This is a genomic window from Nocardioides sp. NBC_00850 (assembly GCF_045207335.1).
Classification (GTDB): Bacteria; Actinomycetota; Actinomycetes; order Propionibacteriales; family Nocardioidaceae; genus Nocardioides.
On the sequence record NZ_CP108845.1, the window covers coordinates 2,470,161 to 2,487,484 of the forward strand.

A 17,324-nucleotide genomic window follows, 5' to 3' on the forward strand; every position below is an offset into this window, starting at 1 on the left:
ACCGATGAGCTCCACCACCACCGACTCCGTTGAGGCCCCGAGCCGCTCCGGCAAGGTGAGCTACTGGCGGATGCTGCTGCGCGACAAGGTCGCGACCGTGGCCGCCGTGATCCTCTGCTTCATCCTGCTCGTGGCGGTCTTCGGGCCGGTCCTGCTCGGCAGCGAGGCCAACGCCCAGGACCTGACCCGAGGCAACAAGGCACCGCTCGAGCTCGACGGCTGGCTCTACGTACTGGGCACCGACTCGCTCGGGCGCAGCATCCTGGCCCGGATCATCGTCGCGACCCGGACGACCCTCGGTGTGGCCATCCCGGCGGTGCTGATCTCGCTGGTCGTGGGCTCGGTGATCGGCATGTGGGCCGGCTACCACCGCGGCTGGCGCGAGACCCTCGTGATGCGGATCGCCGATGTGATCCTGAGCTTCCCGTCGCTGCTGATGGCGGTCGTCGTCCTCTACGTCTACTCGCCCAGTCCGCGCAACATCGTCATCGTGCTGGCGATCACCCGCATCCCGATCTACCTGCGCACCGCGCGGGCGGAGTCGGCCGAGCTGCAGAGCCGGGTCTTCGTCGACGCAGCCCGTACGTTCGGGGCGGGCAGCTTCAGCATCATCCGCCGCCACGTCTTCCCGATCGTGCTGCCGACGCTGCTGACGGTCGCCACGCTCGACTTCTGCTACGTCATGCTCGCCGAGTCGTCGCTGAGCTTCCTCGGCATCGGCATCCAGGCACCCGACGTCAGCTGGGGCCTGATGGTCGCCCAGGGGCAGAACTACCTGCAGACCGCATGGTGGCTCTCGTTCTTCCCGGGCCTGGCCATCGTGATCGCGACGGTGTCCGCCGCCGTGCTCGCCGCCTGGGTGCGGCTGGCCACCGATCCCGCTCAGCGGTGGCGGCTCACCGTCCCGCGGCGGCAGCGTCGCCGCGCCACCCCGACCGTCGCCCAGACCGTCACTCAGACCGCTACGGAGGACGCCCAGTGACCAGCACTCTGACCGAGAAGGCCATCGCCCTCGACGTCGACGGCATGAGCGTCGACATCCGTACGCCCCATGGTGTCGTCCGAGCCGTCGACAAGGTGACCTTCCAGGCGCGCCGGGGCGAGACCCTCGCGCTGCTAGGGGAGTCGGGCTGCGGCAAGTCGATGACCGCCACCGCGGTCGTCGGCCTGCTGGAGCCGGTCGCCGACGTGACCGAGGGTTCCGTCCGCATCACCGGTGATGGTGGCACCACCGATCTGCGGACCGCCTCGGCGAGGCGCCGGCGCGACATCGCCGGCAAGGAGCTGGCGATCGTCTTCCAGGACGCCCTCACCGCGCTCAACCCCGTCTACACCGTGGGTACGCAGCTGGCCGAGCCGTTCCGGATCCACCGTGGCCTGTCCAAGAAGGCCGCCCGCAAGGAGGCCATCGAGCTGATGCGCCGGGTCGGCATCCCCGAGCCTGAGACTCGGATCGACTCCTACCCGCACCAGTTCTCGGGCGGAATGCGGCAGCGGCTGCTGATCGCGATCGGCGTCGCGCTGTCGCCGGCGGTGCTGCTCGCCGACGAGCCGACCACCGCACTCGACGTCACGGTCCAGGCCCAGATCATGAGCCTGCTCAAGGACCTGCGCGAGGAGCGCGACATGGCGGTCGTGCTGATCACGCACGACCTCGCCCTGGTCTTCGAGCAGGCCGACCGGGTCGTGGTGATGTACGCCGGCAACGTGGTCGAGCAGGGCCTGGTCGAGGAGGTCTTCGCCTCCCCGAAGCACCCCTACACCGCCGGCCTGCTGGAGTCGGTGCCCGTGCACGCCGAGCGCGGTGCGGAGCTCAAGTCGATCGGCGGTTCGCCGCCCGAGCTGGCCGCGATCCCGGCCGGCTGCGTCTACCAGGACCGCTGCCCGATCGCGCGTGACCGCTGCCGCGAGGAGCGGCCGGCGGCCCGTGAGGTCGCCCCCGGCCACCTTTCCGCCTGCCACTTCCCCGACGAGGTGAACCGATGACTGAAGCACCGCTTCTCGAGGTCCGCGACCTCACCAAGATCTTCCCGGTACGCCACGCCGGAAAGCGCAAGGAGCTGCGAGCTCTCGACGGCGTCACCCTCGACCTGCACCGCGGCGAGACGCTCGGCCTGGTGGGGGAGTCCGGCTGCGGCAAGTCCACGCTGGCCCGCACGCTGCTCATGCTGGAGACCCCCGACGGCGGCTCCGTACGTTTCGACGGGGTCGACCCGACGACGACCAGGGGCGCCGACCTGCTGACGTTCCGGCGCCGGGTGCAGATGGTGTTCCAGGACCCGTTCGCCTCGCTCAACGCCAGGATGTCGGCGGGCGACATCGTCAGCGAGCCGTGGCGTACCCACACCGGTCTGCACAAGACCTCGCGTGAGCGGGCGGCGCGGGTGCGCGAGCTGCTGGATCTCGTCGGGCTGCGGCCCGGCGACGCCGGGAAGTTTCCGCAGGAGTTCTCCGGCGGCCAGCGCCAGCGTCTCGGCATCGCCCGCGCGCTCGCGCTCAACCCCGACGTGATCGTCTGCGACGAGCCGGTCTCCGCGCTCGACCTGTCGGTGCAGGCGCAGGTGCTGAACCTGCTCAACGACCTGCAGCAGGAGCTCGGGGTGGCGTACCTGTTCATCTCGCACGACCTGTCGGTGGTGCGGCACGTCGCCGACCGGGTCGTGGTGATGTATCTGGGCCGGATCGTCGAGCAGGGCGAGACCGAGTCGACATTCGAGCGGCCCCAGCATCCCTACACCGGGGCGCTCCTGTCGGCTGCGCCCTCGCTCGACCACGAGCGCCGGCGCGAGCAGATCATCCTGTCCGGCGAGATCCCCTCGCCGCTCAACCCGCCGTCCGGCTGCCGGTTCCGGACCCGCTGCTGGAAGGCGACCGACGAGTGCGCCACCGCGCTCCCGCCGCTCGCCATCGACCCGGTCGACGGCGGTCACACCGCTGAGTGCTTCCATCCACTGGGGGCCGACGAACAGGAGCTGGCCGCGGCCCAGGCGGGCTGATGGGGCTCTCGATCGGATCATTCGCGCTCGTCGCCGTCGCCGTCGTCCTGGCCTCGGCGCTCCAGGCCTCCATCGGCTTCGGCATGGGCATGCTCGCCGCCCCGGTCGTCGCCCTGGTCGATCCGGGGCTGCTGCCCGGAACGCTGGTGATGCTCGCCTTCGTGGTCACGGTGATGGTCGTCGTCACCGAACGGCAGCACATCGACCTCGGCGGCACCGGGTGGGCGCTGTTCGGCCGGGTGCCCGGGACGATCGCGGGAGCGCTGCTCGTCGCCGCGCTGCCCGAACGGGGCCTCGCCCTGCTGCTGGCCGGCGTCGTGCTGGTCGGCGTCGCCCTCAACTCGCTGGGCTGGCAGCCGCGGCCGGTACGCCGCAACCTCGTCACCGCGGGCGCGGCCTCGGGGCTGCTCGGCACCGCCACCTCGATCGGCGGCCCGCCGATGGCGCTGGTCTGGCAGCAGAAGCACGGTGCGGTGCTGCGCAGCTCGATGAGCACGTTCTTCCTCGTCGGCTCGGTGCTGTCGTTCCTCGCGCTGGCCGCCACCGGGTCCGTCGACCAGCGCACCCTGCTGGTCACCGCGGCGCTCGTGCCGGCTCCGTTCGTCGGATGGGGGCTGTCGCTGCTGCTCAACCGGGTGATGTCGCCGGTGCGGCTGCGGCGTACGGCGATCGCGGTCTCGATCTTCGGCGCCGTCGTGCTGGTGGTCGACCAGCTCCTGGGCTAGGAACCGGCTTCTACCTGGTCACCGGGTTGCGCAGCGGCCGGCCGTCGGCGAGCGCGTCGACGTTGTCGGTGATGTCCTGCGCGCGGCCGGCGAACACCTCGGCGGTGTGCCCCGACTGGTGCGGGGTCAGCACGACGTTCGGCAGCTTCCTGAAGTCGAGGTGCGAGGGCGGCGGAGCGTCGGGGTCGCGGGGGTTGCGCCACCACACGTCGATGCCGGCCCCGGCGATCGTGCCGGCGGTGAGCGCGTCGTGGAGCGCCTGCTCGTCGACCACGGCGCCGCGGGCGACGTTGACCAGCACCGCGCTCGGGCGCATCGCGGCGAGGGCCGCTGCATCGATGAGCCCACGGGTCGCATCGCTCAACGGCACGGTCACGACGACCACGTCGGAGGCGGCCAGCAGGTCGTGCAGGGCCGAGTCGGGCCCGACCCAGTCCAGGGCAACGCCCTCAGGCAGCGGGGCGTCGGGGTTGCGGCGTACGGCTCGGACCTTCATCCCCATCGCGGACCCGAGCCGGGCGACACTGGAGCCGATCTCGCCGAAGCCGACGATGCCCAGGGTGCGGCCGGCCAGCACGCCGCCGAAGGGGTAGTCGCCGGAGACGATCGCGTTGTTCCACACGCCCTGGCGCATATCGGCCTCGGACCGCAGAACGCCGCGCAGCAGCATCATCGACACCATCATCACGTGCTCGGCGATGGAGCGGCCGTGGTGGTAGGTGTTGGCCAGACGTACGTCGCCGGGCAGCGCCGCGAGCGGGATCCGGTCCACGCCGGCACCGGTCACGTGCACCAGCCGGAGCCGGGGCATCGCGGCCAGCAGCTCCGGCGTCGTCGAGGAGCAGACCAGCACCTCGGCGGTCGCGGTGGCCTCGGCGAGCCGGGGGTCGTCTCCCCAGGCGAACGTCCACTCGTGCGGCGAGGCGCCCTTCCGGGTCAGCACGTCGGTGAACCGGGCCATGATCGGCTCGGTCACCAGCACGTTCAACGGCGTGGTGGGAGAGGTGGAGGGCACGTCCGCGATTGTGTCATGCGTCTACATCCGTGGACAAGGTTCGATATATGAGGTCAGGTCCAGGTGAGAGAGCTGCGGATCGGGCCGACCACACGGACGATCCGGTCCGCCGCCTGACGCAGGGCGGCGATGACCTCGGCCTCCCGTTCCGGGGTGAGCCGGGCGATCGGGATGGAGGCGCTGATGGCGTCGGTGACCGGCTCGTCGTAGTCCAGGGCGACGGCGATGCAGCGCAGTCCGAGGGTGTTCTCCTCGTTGTCGATCGCGTAGCCGCGCCGGCGGGTCGCCTCGAGGTCGGCGGCCAGCGCGCCGCGGTCGGTGAACGTGTGCGGCGTGAGCGGTGCGAGCTCGGCCGGCAGGTGGTCGGCGACCTCGTCCTCGGGCTGCGCGGCCAGGACCGCCTTGCCCAGCGAGGTGGAGTAGGCGGGGAGCCTGCGACCGACCCGGCTGTAGGGGCGGAGGTACTGCGACGACTCGCGGGTGGCGAGGTAGACCACGTCGGTGCCGTCGAGACGCCCGAAGTGGAACGTCTCGTCGAGCTGCTCGCGGAGCTCGACGAGGAACGGGGTCACCTGCGGGAGGTAGGGGTCGGTGTCGAGGTAGCTGGTGCCGGCCAGCAGGGCCCGGATGCCGATGCCGTAGAGCGTGCCGGTCGCGTCGCTGCGTACCCAGCCGTGCTTGGCGAGCGTACGGAGCAGGGCGTGCAGGCTACTGCGGGGAACCCCGAGCGCCTCGCTCAGCTCGCGCAGCCGCACCGGGCGGTTCTGGCGCGCGGCGAGGAACTCGAGGATCTCCACCGTGCGGGCGGCGGACTTCACCTCGCGCACCCCTCCGGCGGTGGCATCAGGCGCGGCAACGTCGTTCATGTCCGCAGAGTAGTGCGCGGGTCAGATGCCCGTCCACGTATGAAGATGGTCTCCCGGTTCGGGGCCGTTGCGCAGCCGCGTCTGCCAACCGTGTTGGTCCCATGTCGCCGCCTCGGTACCGCGGATGAACTGTTCGACCGACATCACGAAGCGCTCGGGGTCGGAGCGGAACGGGAAGTGGCCGGCGCCCTCGAACACCTCGAGCGTGGCCTGCGGCATCGCCGCCTGCGCCTGCGCGGCGTGGCGGAAGGGGATGACGCCGTCGCGGTCGCCCCAGATCATCAGCATCGGGATGTTCGAGGCCAGATAGCAGCGATCGAGCATCGTGACGACCTGGCCGTGCCAGTCGACGACCGCGCGCAGGGTCCGGGCGAACGCCTGGCGGGAGTGACTGTCGGGCGGTGTGTCGACGATCCTGGCCAGATCCAGAGCGTCTACGCCGAGGTCGTGATCGATGCGGCGCAGCAGACCGAGGCCGGCGGACAGCCAGGTCCGCGAGATCGGCAGCTGCAACAGCATGAGCAGCTCCGGCGCCAACGGCAGGGTCGCGAGTCGCAGCCAGGTCGAGACACCGCGCCCCGAGCCTCCGTTCGACACCAGCACGATCCGCTCGACCAGCTGTGGGTACTGGTAGGCCAGTTGCATCGCGATGCCGCCGCCGAGCGAATGGCCGACGAGGGTGACTCGCTCCACGTCCAGCACGGACAGGAGGTCGCGCATACCGTTGGCGAACCCACCGATCGAGTAGTCGGCGCGTGGCTTGTCGGAATCGCCGTGACCGAGGAGGTCGGGAGCGATGACCAGGTGATTCTCGGCGAACATGGGCAGGACGTCGTCCCAGGTCCGTGAGCTGTCGCCGATCCCGTGGATGAACATGATCGCGGAGCCGTCACCGCCGATGCGGTACGCGCGCTTGTACCCGTGGATCACCCGCGACTGCTGCTCGATCACCCGCGTCATGATTGCACGCTAGTCTCCGTGGATTTCGAGCATGTTGCGGCTCGGCCGTGACGGTTGCCTGCGCTCAGCATCTGAGGCTCGCGATGAGCGTCGAGAGCGGTTCGCGGAGCTCTGGGTGATCTCCTCCGTCGACGCGACCCAGGAGTCGGGCGGCAACGTGGAGCATTGCGAACCGGCCGGAGTCGGTGTCGAGGACATCGGCGAAGACGTCGTGGACTCGGCGGGCGACGTCGGGAACGAGAAGGCTGTACGCATACAGGGTGGCTGCGTCGGTGCCGACCGGTCCGCGGCCCCAGAGCTCCCAATCGACCACGCCGAAAGGCACCAGCAGGTTGCCCCAGTGCAGGTCGCCGTGGACCGTCTCCCAGGCAGGTGCCCGCGACTCGGCCTGGCTTCCATAGTGGTCATGCATCCGGGTCGCAAGGCGGGTCGGGCTGATGTTGACGCGGCTCGTTGGCGTGCCGGCGAGCGTCTGGACAGTCCGTCTCAACTGGTTCCACCACGTGTCTGGAAGGTTGAGCGTCGTGTGGAGTACGTCGGTCGGCGAGCACGCTCGGCCCGGAAGCCTGGTCATGAGGTCGGCGCGCTGGCGGCGCCACTCGTCCCACTCCCAGAAGTCGAGAACGCTGGGTTTGGGAAGACCGGTGATCTGGTTGGCGTCGAGGTTGCCCGTCCAGTGGTCTCCATCGGCCCACTGCTGGTCCTCGGAGACGACCCGCAGCCACAGGTCGCCCCCATTCGACGTGACGGGGGCGCTGATGGATCGCTCTCGCCAGCCGTGGTGAGGGTCGCCAACCACATCTACGCCGAAGTGGCCGGCGGCGAGGTGGAGGTTGTCGACCATCCACGCGCGGTACTCGGCGTCGGCTGCGGCGGTGTCATCGCTGGCGTCCATGCGATCGTCTCGTGGTTTCAGGAGTCAGTCGATGACATGTCGGAGGTAGGCCTGCGGGTCCCCGAGGAAGCGACGCCAGTGGAAGACCAGGTCGAGGTCACTCCACTGCGTACGTCGGAAGCCGTGGTCGCCTACTTCGATGATGTCCGCCCCTGGTGTGGCGGCCAGGATTGGCGAGTGGGTGGCACAGACGATCTGGGCGCCGGACTCGGCGAGTTCGTGCATGATCGCGATGAGCCGGACGCAGGAGGTGAAGGACAGTGCTGCCTCCGGCTCGTCCATCAGGTAGAAGCCGGGCTCGGAGAACATGTTGTCGAACACGGTGAGGAACCCCTCGCCGTGACTCATCTCGCTGGTGTCCTCGTCCCAGTAACCACGCATCCCCGAGACCGCGTTCATGAACCCGAAGGCGGTCTCGGCGCGTAGGAAGTAGCCCTTACGGCGCGTACGAGACCCGTGGCGGTGCTGGCCACCTGCTGCGGTGGTGTCGAAGTCGACCACCTCGCCCAGGGGGGTCTTGGGACGGTCATTGACGTACTTGCGGCCCGCCCGGCCGCCGCGGGCGTCGAGACCCCAAGCCTCAGCGAACCCCTCGACCAGCGTCGACTTCCCCGACCCGTTCTCGCCGACAAGGAAGGTGATCGGGGCGGTGAATGCCATGCCCTCCTTCGCGAGCTGTTCGACACAGGGGACATCGAAGGGCCACGGGATCTGGCCGCCGTGCGGCAGGTGGTGGTCCGGAATGTATGCGCGGGTCGCGAGCATGTGTAAGTGGTACCACGGCGTGTAAGTGCTACCTGGAGTGTCAGTGGTACCCCGGCACGCACGCCCCGACCGGACGGCAGTTGTTCGCGGGGCGGCAGGCCGGGCTGCACGAGGGTCCGCATTGGGGGTTGCACATCTTCGGCACGCACGGCATCTCGCGTGGCGAGAACTCCTCGGCGAGTCTCGACGAGGTCTCCCGCATCTCGTCTCCGTGGAGGATCTCGGCAAGGGGCTGCTGCAGGACATTGCCCACCGGCAGCCATCGGGAGAACACGCACGGCCACACAGCGCCGTCCGGTGCAACTGCGGCCACGCCTTCGCCGCAGTTCCCACACAGTTGATCAGTTGTGGGTCGGTCACGTCGGATGCCACGGCCGACCTGCCGCAGGTGGTCCAGGCCGATGTCGGTCACGCCGAGCTCTTCGAGGTCTGCGGTCGCGCCCTGGACATCTTGGTCGGCGTGGACGCCTATGATGCCCACGCGGACCGGGATGCCCCGCCGGGTGGCCTCGGCGAGGTTCGCGCGGGTGCGGGCATGAGTGTTGCGTCGGGTGATCCTGGCGTGCTCGGCGGGATCGGTGGAGTAGTAGGACGTCGCCAGTCGTACGCCGCAAACCTCGATGAGATCCCAGAGCCGTGGCGTGACGCGCACGAGGTTGCTGAATAGCTCGATCTCCAGCCCTGCGTCGAGGGCATGTTGGACCAGGTCGGGGAGATCTGGGTGCAGAGTCGGCTCACCGCCGATGAACTGGACCATGCGTACGCCCATGGCAGCAGCCTCCTCGATGACCCGATGCCAGTCGTTCGTCGTCATCGATCCCGAAGTTCCCTCAGGGCCGGACTCGGCGTAGCAGTGCACGCACTCCAGTTGGCACTTGCCAGTGATCTCCAGCCACATGAACCGCACCGGCGCGGTGCTCGGTGCTGGAGTTGCGGGGATCGCGGTCATCGCAAGGGTCCTCTCGATGTGATGGATTGAAGATCTTCGAAGTCACTACGTAGGTCCGCGGCCGAAACGGCGGCACGCGTGATCCGCTCGGTGCTGGCTCCGCAGATCCGGAGGCACGACCTGGCGATTCCTGCCGGGTCGATCGGAGTCCCGGTCTTCCGGAACACGATCACGGTCTCGACCAGTTCGAGCAGTAGATGCCCGAGACTGCGCGGAGAGGGCTCGCCTCCGGGATAGACGGCCTCGACCTCGCGCCCGAGACGTTCGTATCCGGCGGCCAGCTCCTGGCGGCTGGCGTCGTAGGCGAGGTACGCGTCCGACTTGACCACCTCAGGCAGGCGCGCCAGGAACGCAGTGTTGTGTGGACTGTCGAGCAAGATGTGGATGTCGAGCTCCACCAGCAGATACAGGATCGTGTCGGGTGAGGCAGACAGCTGCTCGAGCCTCGCGATCCTGTCGACAGTCGGACGCACCGTGCGCTCCAGAAGCTCCGCGATGATCCCCTCCTTCCCGGAGGGGAAGTGGTAATAGAGCGACGCCTGCCGAATGCCAACACGCTCGGCAATGTCACGAGTCGAGGTGGCAGCGAAGCCCCGGTCAACGAAGAGGCGACCGGCAACGGCCAGGATCTCTTCGCGTGGAGGAACCGTGGCGACTTGGTTGGTGTGTCGCGGGCGACCCACACGACCCCGGGTGGTTGTAGCGGCGTTCGGCATCCCGACTCCTAAATGATCTAGTGTCGATAGTAGATCATTTACTCCCTGGGTTGTCACGCCTTTCACTGCAGAGGGCCGAAAACGGAAGTGCGCCTGCCCTGTTGGGCAGGCGCACTTCGGTGTTGCGGGCCGCTCAATCCTCGTCGGGAGCGGTGACCCTGTCGAAGCCAGCGTAAGGCGAGGCGTTGTAGGCGGCGGCGTACGCCAGGTCTTCGGGATCCGGCTCCTCGCCAGCATCCTTGGCAGCCAGGATCCGTCGATGCACGGCCTGAGCCTGCTGCACGTTCTTGAGATGTACGGCCTGGATCTCTTCCCAGTCAGTCATGGTCGTGCTCCTCACTCCCACCGGTTGCCGGTGAGCCGTTCGTACAGGGTGATGTATCGGGCGCGGGTCTCCTCGACGACCTCGGCGGGGATCTCCGGGCCCGGCGGAGTCCGGTCCCAGCCGGTGATGGTCTTGGACCAGTCCCGGACGAACTGCTTGTCGAAAGACTTCTGCGGGCCACCCGGTTTCCAGTCCTCGCCACGCCAGTAACGCGAGGAGTCCGAGGTCAGCACCTCGTCGGCCAGCACGATCCGGCCATTGGGGGTGAGTCCGAACTCGAACTTGGTGTCGACCAGGATCACATCCGACTTCGCCGCGAGCTCGGCCGCGCGACCGTAGAGCCGCAGCGTCAGATCCTTGAGCGTGGCAGCGGTCTCGTCGCCAACCAGGGCGGCGACCTCCTCGTAGGTCATCGGCTCGTCATGGCCATCTTCGGGCGCGACCTTACTGGTCGGGGTGAACACTGGCTCAGGGAGCTTGTCCGCCTCGACCAGACCGGCGGGGAGCTCGACCCCGGAGATCGACCCCGTGGCCTGGTAGGACTCCAGGCCCAGCCCGGCCAGATAGCCTCGCGCGATGCACTCGACCTGGATGATGTCGACCCGCTGCACACGAACTGCGCGGCCCGCGAACTCCTCGGGCACGTCGTCGTAGGAGATGACGTGGTTGTCGACGATATCGGCCAGCTCTTCGAACCACCACCGCGACAGCTGGGTCAGGATCTTGCCCTTGCCCTCGACCGGCGTGGGCAGCACGACGTCGTAGACCGAGACTCGGTCGGTCGCCACCAGAACCAGCTCGTCGGGACCATCGGCGTAGACATCGCGGACCTTGCCGCGGTGGATCAGTTCCATGTCAGACATCCTCGCTCATTCCTGTGCCATCGATCCCCACCGGCCCGAAAGCCGGCCAGGCGTATACGACTCTCCGAACTCGATCGGGTCGCCTGCGGCGTCGACCAGCCAGATCCTGCTCGCCACCACCGGCGTACCTGGCTCGATCTGAAGCTGGGCGGCCACGCCCTCATCGGCGGCCATCGCCCACACCTGCTCCTCACCACCGGTGACCTCCCGGCCGGTCAGGCGTGCGACGTACGCAAACGTTCCGGCCCGGATCCGCTCGCGTTCGAGCAGCTTCGGCGCGACTTCGGCCAGCGAAGCCGGAAACCAGCTGACCGAAGCCGCCGACGGCCGGTCGTTCGCGGTGAAACGCACCCGCTTGCGGAAGATCACCTCGTCACCGGTCTCGAGCCCCAGTCCGGCCGCAACCAGTTCGGGGGCCCCGGTGATCCCGGTGTCGGTGATCGTCGCGTACTGACCCTCGGGATAGATCAGCCCGGTCCGCGTGGCTTTGTCGGCATGATCGGCCGCCGACAGCGACCGCTCCTCCTCCGAGGTGACGAAGTTCCCGCCCGACCGACCCGGGCGAGGCGTCAGGTAGCCCTCGGCCTGAAGCACCTTGATCGCGCGATGCGCAGTCGCGTACGCGACCTGGTAGGTCTCCATCACCGCACGCACTGTCGGTGCCTTGTCGCCCGGCTTGAGACGGCCATCGGTGATCTCCTGGCGGATGAACCTGGCCACCTGCCGCGACGGTGACTCCCTCTGGATCTCCGGTGCCATGCGTTGCCTCCCTGCAATGATCTAGCAGGTAGAACAATAACTGAGCGGGCCTCGGCTTGCTTGCGCGAGGCAGGAGTGCGCTCGGTTTCGAGCGCACTCGCGCACACGGTGGATCTGACGCCGCCGGGCTGAGCTCGCTCCTTAGCCCTTACCTGCCCGTTACCCGACCTCAACGGCTCGGTCATCACGGCCCCGGATCATGGACACCGAGGGCCTTCCCCCCACCTGTGCCCGACCATGTGAAGGAGCCGGAGATGACAGCTGAGGTGACACCTCCCGTGGGGGACGTCGACGTCCCGAACAGATTCCACCGTGAGAGCCGCATGGCCCGGTTCATCCGGTGGGCCGACGACTACACGTTGTGGGCGTTCAACCCGCCCGATGTGCTGGCGCCGGGCGGATCCCCGTCCCGCCGGGCCATTGCCGATCTGCCGGACGACCCGGCCGCGACGCTTCGTGATCTCGAGAACCAGCGCTGCCAGGTCGACAGGCATCTCGAGGATCTGCACGACGAGAGCGCGCGGGCCGTACGGCTGTTGCGGCGTCGCGGCTGGTCGTTCGGGCGGATCGCGGCGGAGACCGGGATCAGCAACCAGCGCGTCGCCCAGCTCGCACGTAGCTCGCTGGGCGCCGCCAGGTGACGATCCGGTGGTGACCGCGGCTCAGCGTGCCGCGGTCACCGTCGTGGACTCTTCGGCGCTCTCGGCCTCGGCGGCGCCCCGGCCGAGCAGCGCACGGGAGCACACCAGGGAGATCACGGTGGTCACGACCCCGAAGGCGACGGGCACGGCGATGCTGCCGGAGGTGTCGAGGAGCCACTGCAGGATCATCGGCGTGGTCCCGCACAGCGCACCGGAGAGGCCGTACGTGACCGAGATGCCGGTGTAGCGGACGCGGGCCGGGAAGGCCTGGGCGAGCATGCCCGCCATGACCGCGTAGAACATCACGTCGGGGATCGTGGCCATCACCGCGCCGATCATCGCGAGCGTCCAGTTCCCGGTGCCCATCAGCACGAACATCAGCGCGAGCGCGGGAATCTCGAGGGCGAGCAGGACGGTGACCAGGGTGCGCGGGTTCCAGCGGGTGGCGAGCACCGCGCCGAACGGCTGCACGAAGAACTGCACGACGCTGGCGATCAGGATGATGGTGAGGAAGGAGTCCTTCTCGAAGCCGAGGTGGGTGGTCGCCCAGGAGAGCGCGAAGGTGTCGCGGGCGTAGACGACCACGAAGACGCACAGGATGCCGAAGACGCCGAGGGTCAGCTCACGGGAGTTGCTGCGGAACAGCTCGACCACCGGGACCCGGACGACCTCGTTGCGCTCCTGGAGGTCCTTCATCGCCGGGGACTCCTCGAGGCTGAGCCTGATCACGAGTCCGACCACGACCAGCGCGGCCGACGCCAGGAACGGCAGTCGCCAGGCCCATTCGAGCAGCGCGTCGTCGGGGAGCAGGCCGGTCACGGCGAGGAAGCTGAGGGTGGCCAAGATCCGGCCGGCGGGGGAGCCCTGCTGGGCGAAGGCGCCGAACAGGAAGCCGCGGTCGGGGCGGGTGTGCTCGGTCGCGATCAGCACCGCGCCGCCCCACTCACCACCCACGGCGAGGCCCTGCAGCAGCCGGAGCACGATCAGCAGCACCGGTGCGGCGGCACCGATGGCAGCGTGCGTCGGCAGCAGGCCGACACCGACCGTGGTGACACCCATGAGTAGCAGCGTCAGGATCAAGGAGCGTTTGCGGCCGATCCGGTCACCGAGGTGGCCGAAGACCACGCCGCCGAGCGGCCGGGTCAGGAAGCCCACGGCGAACGTCGCGAAGGAGAGCAGGGTGGCGACCGCGGGCTCGGCGTTGCTGAAGAACAGTGGCCCGAAGACCAGAGCGGACGCGGTGCCGTAGATGTAGAAGTCGTACCACTCGATGGTGGTGCCGACGAACGCGGCGATGCCCGCCTTGCGGGCCATCCGTTCGTCGGGGACGCGCGTTGACTGGGTCATGGGACTTGCTCCTCCGGGGGTTGTGTGTCGTCACGCACCGGAATGCTGTGTGACCGCGTTCACACTAAGAACCCGCGCCATTGCACGTCCAACACCAAATCTAGATGGCATTGATATCACTCTTGAGCCCAATGTTGCTTCGGGCATGCCGAGGCCGCCGATCGTCGACACGGAGGATCGGCGGCACTCGTGCGGCGTCAGGGAAGGACCAGCGTGATGCTCTCCGCGACGCAGACCGGTCGCTCGGCGCCCTCCGCCTCGACCGCCCAGGCGACCAGCACCTGGGTCCCGGCCGGGACCGGCCGGACCTCCTTGATCCGCGGCGTGGCCCGGATCTTCGTGCCGACCTTGACCGGCGCGGGGAACCGCACCTTCTCGAGGCCGTAGTTGAGCCGAGCGGAGCCGGTATCGATGGTGTAGAGCTCGGCGGCGAAGGCCGGCAGCATCGACAGCGTGAGGTAGCCGTGCGCGATGGTGCCGCCGAAGGACGAGGCGGTGGCGCGCTCGACGTCGACGTGGATCCACTGCTGGTCGCCGCTGAGCTCCGCGAAGCGGTCCACGCGCTCCTGGGTGATCTGCACCCAGTCGGTCGTGCCGAGCTCCTCGCCGACAGCGGCCTCGATCGCCGCGATCGAGGTGAACGTACGCATCAGACCACCCGCTCGAAGACGGCGGCGAGGCCCTGGCCGCCGCCGATGCACATGGTCTCGAGGCCGTAGCGGGCCTCGCGGCGGTGCAGCTCGCGGGCGAGCGTGCCGAGCATCCGTACGCCGGTGGCGCCGACCGGGTGGCCGAGGGAGATGCCGGAGCCGTGGACGTTGGTGCGCTCGAGGTCCTCGTCGGTGAACTTCCACTCGCGCATCACCGCCAGCGCCTGGGCGGCGAAGGCCTCGTTGAGCTCGATGACGTCGATGTCGGCCAGAGTCAGGCCTGCCTTGGCGAGGGCCGTCTCCGTGGCGGGGACGGGGCCGATGCCCATCACGTCAGGACGTACGCCGGCGGCGGCCCAGGACACGAGCCGGACCAGCGGCCGCAGGCCGAGGCTCTCGGCGAGGTCGGCGGTCGTGACCAGGCACATGGCGGCGGCGTCGTTCTGGCCGCTGGCGTTGCCGGCAGTCACGGTCGCCTCGGGGTCCGAGGAGCCGAGGATCGGCCGCAGCCTCGCGAGCGACTCGAGCGTGGTGTCGGCGCGGGGGTGCTCGTCGGTGTCGACCACGACATCGCCCTTCCGCGACGGGACGGTGACCGGCACGATCTCCTCGGCGAAGACACCGCTCTGCTGGGCGGCGACGGCGCGCTGGTGGGAGCTGACGGCGAGCCGGTCCTGCTCCTCGCGGCCGATGGCGTACTCCCGGCGCAGGTTCTCCGCGGTCTCGAGCATGCCGCCGGGGACCGGGTAGTGGCGCCCGCCCGGGGTCTGCCGGCCGCGGGTGAGGCCGTCGTGGATCTGCACGCCGGTGCGCGCGCCGCCCCAGCGCATGTCGAGGGAGTAGAAGGCGACGTTGCTCATCGACTCGGCGCCGCCGGCCACCACGATCTCGCTGGCGCCGGAGGCCACCTGCATCACCGCGTTGGCGACGGCCTGGAGCCCGGAGCCGCAGCGACGGTCGACCTGCTGACCGCCGACGGTGACCGGGAGCCCGGCGTCGAGCCCGACCACCCGCCCGATCGCCGGTGCTTCGGCGTTGGGGTAGCAGTGGCCGAGGATGACGTCGTCGATCCGCTCCGGGTCGATGCCGGTGCGGGCGAGCAGCCCCTGCAGCGCGGTGACGCCGAGGTCGACCGGGCTCAGGTCCTTGAAGGCGCCGCCGTAGCGGCCGATCGGGGTGCGTACGGGTTCGCAGATGACCACGTCGCGGGCGGTGTCACTCATGGTTGGTGCCTTTCGGGGTGAGGGTGGCCAGCTCTGCGGTCAGGCCGGCCAGCACGGTGCCGTCGGGGCGCCGCAGCGCGACCTCGACAGAGTCGGGCGCTGTGTCGGGGTTGGGGCGGTCGACCCGGACCTGGGCAGGGTTGCCGCAGAACAGGGGAGCGGTGTTGCGATGCCGCAGGTGGCGTACGACGCGGTCGGGGTGGGCCAGCCGGAGGGCCTCGGCGAGCACCAGGGTCGAGAACGGTCCGTGCACGACGAGCCCGGGATAGCCCTCGACCCGGGTTGCGTAGGGCCAGTCGTAGTGGATCCGGTGCGGGTTGGCGCTCGCCGCGCTGAACCGCATGAGCAGCGTCGAGTCGGTGACGAACCGCCAGCCGTCGTCCTCGGCCACCAGCGGTGGGCCGGCCGGTGCGATCGCCGAGGCGGGCTCGGGGTCCGGGAACGACGTCGGCGCCGGCGCGGCATCGCGGTAGATCAGGTCCTGCCGCTCCTCCACGAGCAGGTCGTCCCGCTCTGCGTCGAGAAGCCGGGTGACCACCGTGACGATCGCCAAGCGGCCGCTGCGGCCCGACTTCTCCTCGACCGAGACGACCTCGGACTCGCGGACGATCTCGGTGCCGACCCGGAGGTCGCCGTGGAACGTTACCTCGCCACCGGCGAACATCCGCCGAGGCAGGTCGATCGGCGGCAGGAAGTCACCGCGGCGCGGGTGGCCGTCGACGCCGATGACCGACGAGGACGGCCAGCGTGGGAGCGCGACCCAGTGCCACAGCGGCGGGAGTACGTCCCCGGCCGAGGGCGCCGGGGCGCCGCTGTCGAGTAGGGCGCCGAGAGCGGCGACCGGACCCGCGTCGAGGGTCTCGACCGACGTCACCCGCCGCGGCCGCCAGCTCACATGAACCTTCCGCCGGTCACCTCGGCGACCGTGCCGGTCATGTAGGAGGAGAGCGAGGAGGCGTAGAAGAGCGCGACGTTGGCGATCTCGGCCGGCTCACCGGCACGACCCATCGGGATCTCGGCCATCTTCTCGTCCCAGATCCGCTGCGGCATCGCCTCGGTCATCGCCGACCGGATCAGCCCCGGCTGGATCGCGTTGACCCGGACCCCGTGGTGGGCCATCTCCTTGGCCGCGGCCTTGGTGAGGCCGACGATGCCGGCCTTCGCGGCCGAGTAGTTGGTCTGACCGACCATGCCGACCTTGCCGGAGATCGAGGAGATGTTCACGATCGCGCCGGACTTCTGCTCGCGCATCCGGGCGGCGGCGAGCCGGGTGCCGTGCCAGCAGCCCTTGAGGTGCACCGCGATGACCTGGTCGAACTGGTCCTCGGTCATCTTCCGCATCGTCGCGTCCCGGGTGATGCCGGCGTTGTTCACGACGATGTCGAGCGAGCCGTACGTCGCGACCGCGGTCTCCAGAGCGCGCTCCACGTCCTCGCCGTTCACCACGTCGCAGGCGACGCCGGTGGCCACGTCCGGGCCGAGCTCCAAGGCCTTGGCCTCGGCAGCGGCGCCGTCGAGATCGGCGAGCACCACCCGTGCCCCCTCCGCGACGAAGCGCTCGGCGACGGCGAGGCCGATGCCCTGCGCGCCCCCGGTGATGACCGCGGTCCGGTTCTCGAGAAGTGCCAT

The 17,324-nt window shown here is 69.3% G+C and carries 20 protein-coding genes; 5 read left to right on the forward strand and 15 right to left on the reverse strand.

Annotated elements, in window-relative coordinates; all coding sequences use genetic code 11:
• The first annotated feature begins 4 nt into the window (after positions 1-4).
• Genes OH802_RS12120 through OH802_RS12135 form a run of 4 tightly spaced genes read left to right on the forward strand, consistent with a single transcriptional unit; the run spans position 5 to position 3,721 of the window.
• Positions 5-982, forward strand: coding sequence for an ABC transporter permease (locus OH802_RS12120; RefSeq protein ID WP_406028190.1), 978 nt, complete (start codon positions 5-7; stop codon positions 980-982).
• A 44-nt stretch (positions 983-1,026) separates the two neighbouring features.
• Positions 1,027-1,986, forward strand: coding sequence for an ABC transporter ATP-binding protein (locus tag OH802_RS12125; protein WP_406029281.1), 960 nt, complete (start codon positions 1,027-1,029; stop codon positions 1,984-1,986).
• Positions 1,983-2,996, forward strand: coding sequence for an ABC transporter ATP-binding protein (locus OH802_RS12130; RefSeq protein WP_406028192.1), 1,014 nt, complete (start codon positions 1,983-1,985; stop codon positions 2,994-2,996). Before OH802_RS12125 ends, OH802_RS12130 begins: the two co-directional genes overlap by 4 nt.
• The gene (locus tag OH802_RS12135) at positions 2,996-3,721 is read left to right on the forward strand and encodes a sulfite exporter TauE/SafE family protein (protein ID WP_406028194.1); all 726 of its coding nucleotides are present in this window, start codon (positions 2,996-2,998) and stop codon (positions 3,719-3,721) included. Before OH802_RS12130 ends, OH802_RS12135 begins: the two co-directional genes overlap by 1 nt.
• Positions 3,722-3,731: 10 nt before the next feature.
• Here the strand turns inward: OH802_RS12135 and OH802_RS12140 are convergent, their stop codons facing one another.
• The 10 genes from OH802_RS12140 to OH802_RS12185 form a co-directional block, all read right to left on the reverse strand.
• On the reverse strand, positions 3,732-4,736 hold the full coding sequence (locus tag OH802_RS12140) for a 2-hydroxyacid dehydrogenase (protein WP_406028196.1): 1,005 nt from the start codon (positions 4,734-4,736) through the stop codon (positions 3,732-3,734).
• A 53-nt stretch (positions 4,737-4,789) separates the two neighbouring features.
• Positions 4,790-5,602, reverse strand: coding sequence for an IclR family transcriptional regulator (locus tag OH802_RS12145; RefSeq protein ID WP_406028198.1), 813 nt, complete (start codon positions 5,600-5,602; stop codon positions 4,790-4,792).
• Between the two features lie 21 nt (positions 5,603-5,623).
• Entirely contained in the window at positions 5,624-6,562 is a 939-nt protein-coding gene (locus OH802_RS12150; protein WP_406028200.1) for an alpha/beta fold hydrolase, read from the reverse strand.
• Positions 6,563-6,626: 64 nt separating this feature from the next.
• A complete protein-coding gene (locus tag OH802_RS12155) occupies positions 6,627-7,457 on the reverse strand; it encodes a phosphotransferase (RefSeq protein WP_406028202.1) in 831 nt (276 codons plus the stop codon).
• A 24-nt stretch (positions 7,458-7,481) separates the two neighbouring features.
• The gene (locus tag OH802_RS12160; protein WP_406028204.1) at positions 7,482-8,222 is read right to left on the reverse strand and encodes an ABC transporter; all 741 of its coding nucleotides are present in this window, start codon (positions 8,220-8,222) and stop codon (positions 7,482-7,484) included.
• A gap of 40 nt (positions 8,223-8,262) precedes the next feature.
• The gene (locus OH802_RS12165) at positions 8,263-9,171 is read right to left on the reverse strand and encodes a radical SAM protein (RefSeq protein WP_406028206.1); all 909 of its coding nucleotides are present in this window, start codon (positions 9,169-9,171) and stop codon (positions 8,263-8,265) included.
• The gene (locus OH802_RS12170) at positions 9,168-9,887 is read right to left on the reverse strand and encodes a TetR/AcrR family transcriptional regulator (protein WP_406028208.1); all 720 of its coding nucleotides are present in this window, start codon (positions 9,885-9,887) and stop codon (positions 9,168-9,170) included. The genes OH802_RS12165 and OH802_RS12170 overlap by 4 nt, the downstream gene beginning before the upstream one ends.
• Positions 9,888-10,020: 133 nt before the next feature.
• Complete coding sequence (locus tag OH802_RS12175) at positions 10,021-10,212, reverse strand: hypothetical protein (protein WP_406028210.1); 192 nt, start codon at positions 10,210-10,212, stop codon at positions 10,021-10,023.
• Positions 10,213-10,223: 11 nt separating this feature from the next.
• Positions 10,224-11,066 carry a phosphoribosylaminoimidazolesuccinocarboxamide synthase gene (locus OH802_RS12180; RefSeq protein WP_406028212.1) on the reverse strand — a complete coding sequence of 281 codons (843 nt, stop codon included), beginning with the start codon at positions 11,064-11,066 and terminating at the stop codon, positions 10,224-10,226.
• A gap of 15 nt (positions 11,067-11,081) precedes the next feature.
• Positions 11,082-11,834 (reverse strand): GntR family transcriptional regulator, encoded by a 753-nt coding sequence (locus OH802_RS12185; RefSeq protein WP_406028214.1) that lies wholly within the window; start codon positions 11,832-11,834, stop codon positions 11,082-11,084.
• 254 nt (positions 11,835-12,088) lie between these two features.
• On the opposite strand from OH802_RS12185, the gene OH802_RS12190 reads away from it, so the two are divergent.
• Positions 12,089-12,475 carry a hypothetical protein gene (locus OH802_RS12190; protein ID WP_406028216.1) on the forward strand — a complete coding sequence of 129 codons (387 nt, stop codon included), beginning with the start codon at positions 12,089-12,091 and terminating at the stop codon, positions 12,473-12,475.
• A 21-nt stretch (positions 12,476-12,496) separates the two neighbouring features.
• Here the strand turns inward: OH802_RS12190 and OH802_RS12195 are convergent, their stop codons facing one another.
• The 5 genes from OH802_RS12195 to fabG form a co-directional block, all read right to left on the reverse strand.
• Complete coding sequence (locus tag OH802_RS12195; protein WP_406028218.1) at positions 12,497-13,822, reverse strand: MFS transporter; 1,326 nt, start codon at positions 13,820-13,822, stop codon at positions 12,497-12,499.
• A gap of 197 nt (positions 13,823-14,019) precedes the next feature.
• On the reverse strand, positions 14,020-14,472 hold the full coding sequence (locus tag OH802_RS12200) for a MaoC family dehydratase (protein WP_406028220.1): 453 nt from the start codon (positions 14,470-14,472) through the stop codon (positions 14,020-14,022).
• Positions 14,472-15,695 (reverse strand): acetyl-CoA C-acetyltransferase, encoded by a 1,224-nt coding sequence (locus OH802_RS12205; RefSeq protein WP_406028222.1) that lies wholly within the window; start codon positions 15,693-15,695, stop codon positions 14,472-14,474. The genes OH802_RS12200 and OH802_RS12205 overlap by 1 nt, the downstream gene beginning before the upstream one ends.
• Positions 15,688-16,590 carry a MaoC family dehydratase N-terminal domain-containing protein gene (locus OH802_RS12210; protein WP_406028224.1) on the reverse strand — a complete coding sequence of 301 codons (903 nt, stop codon included), beginning with the start codon at positions 16,588-16,590 and terminating at the stop codon, positions 15,688-15,690. Before OH802_RS12210 ends, OH802_RS12205 begins: the two co-directional genes overlap by 8 nt.
• Positions 16,587-17,324, reverse strand: a complete 738-nt coding sequence (fabG, locus tag OH802_RS12215) for a 3-oxoacyl-ACP reductase FabG (protein WP_406028226.1) — start codon at positions 17,322-17,324, stop codon at positions 16,587-16,589. The genes OH802_RS12210 and fabG overlap by 4 nt, the downstream gene beginning before the upstream one ends.

Bases quoted from the DNA above. Each gene is read 5' to 3' on its own strand.
- OH802_RS12125 (WP_406029281.1), top strand. From the start codon at position 1,027: ATGAGCGTCGACATCCGTACGCCCCATGGTGTCGTCCGAGCCGTCGAC.
- OH802_RS12190 (WP_406028216.1), top strand. From the start codon at position 12,089: ATGACAGCTGAGGTGACACCTCCCGTGGGGGACGTCGACGTCCCGAAC.
- OH802_RS12195 (WP_406028218.1), bottom strand. From the start codon at position 13,822: ATGACCCAGTCAACGCGCGTCCCCGACGAACGGATGGCCCGCAAGGCG.
- OH802_RS12200 (WP_406028220.1), bottom strand. From the start codon at position 14,472: ATGCGTACGTTCACCTCGATCGCGGCGATCGAGGCCGCTGTCGGCGAG.
- OH802_RS12120 (WP_406028190.1), top strand. From the start codon at position 5: ATGAGCTCCACCACCACCGACTCCGTTGAGGCCCCGAGCCGCTCCGGC.
- fabG (WP_406028226.1), bottom strand. From the start codon at position 17,324: ATGGCACTTCTCGAGAACCGGACCGCGGTCATCACCGGGGGCGCGCAG.
- OH802_RS12160 (WP_406028204.1), bottom strand. From the start codon at position 8,222: ATGCTCGCGACCCGCGCATACATTCCGGACCACCACCTGCCGCACGGC.
- OH802_RS12165 (WP_406028206.1), bottom strand. From the start codon at position 9,171: ATGACCGCGATCCCCGCAACTCCAGCACCGAGCACCGCGCCGGTGCGG.
- OH802_RS12170 (WP_406028208.1), bottom strand. From the start codon at position 9,887: ATGCCGAACGCCGCTACAACCACCCGGGGTCGTGTGGGTCGCCCGCGA.
- OH802_RS12135 (WP_406028194.1), top strand. From the start codon at position 2,996: ATGGGGCTCTCGATCGGATCATTCGCGCTCGTCGCCGTCGCCGTCGTC.
- OH802_RS12180 (WP_406028212.1), bottom strand. From the start codon at position 11,066: ATGGAACTGATCCACCGCGGCAAGGTCCGCGATGTCTACGCCGATGGT.
- OH802_RS12130 (WP_406028192.1), top strand. From the start codon at position 1,983: ATGACTGAAGCACCGCTTCTCGAGGTCCGCGACCTCACCAAGATCTTC.
- OH802_RS12205 (WP_406028222.1), bottom strand. From the start codon at position 15,695: ATGAGTGACACCGCCCGCGACGTGGTCATCTGCGAACCCGTACGCACC.
- OH802_RS12155 (WP_406028202.1), bottom strand. From the start codon at position 7,457: ATGGACGCCAGCGATGACACCGCCGCAGCCGACGCCGAGTACCGCGCG.
- OH802_RS12175 (WP_406028210.1), bottom strand. From the start codon at position 10,212: ATGACTGACTGGGAAGAGATCCAGGCCGTACATCTCAAGAACGTGCAG.
- OH802_RS12185 (WP_406028214.1), bottom strand. From the start codon at position 11,834: ATGGCACCGGAGATCCAGAGGGAGTCACCGTCGCGGCAGGTGGCCAGG.
- OH802_RS12150 (WP_406028200.1), bottom strand. From the start codon at position 6,562: ATGACGCGGGTGATCGAGCAGCAGTCGCGGGTGATCCACGGGTACAAG.
- OH802_RS12145 (WP_406028198.1), bottom strand. From the start codon at position 5,602: ATGAACGACGTTGCCGCGCCTGATGCCACCGCCGGAGGGGTGCGCGAG.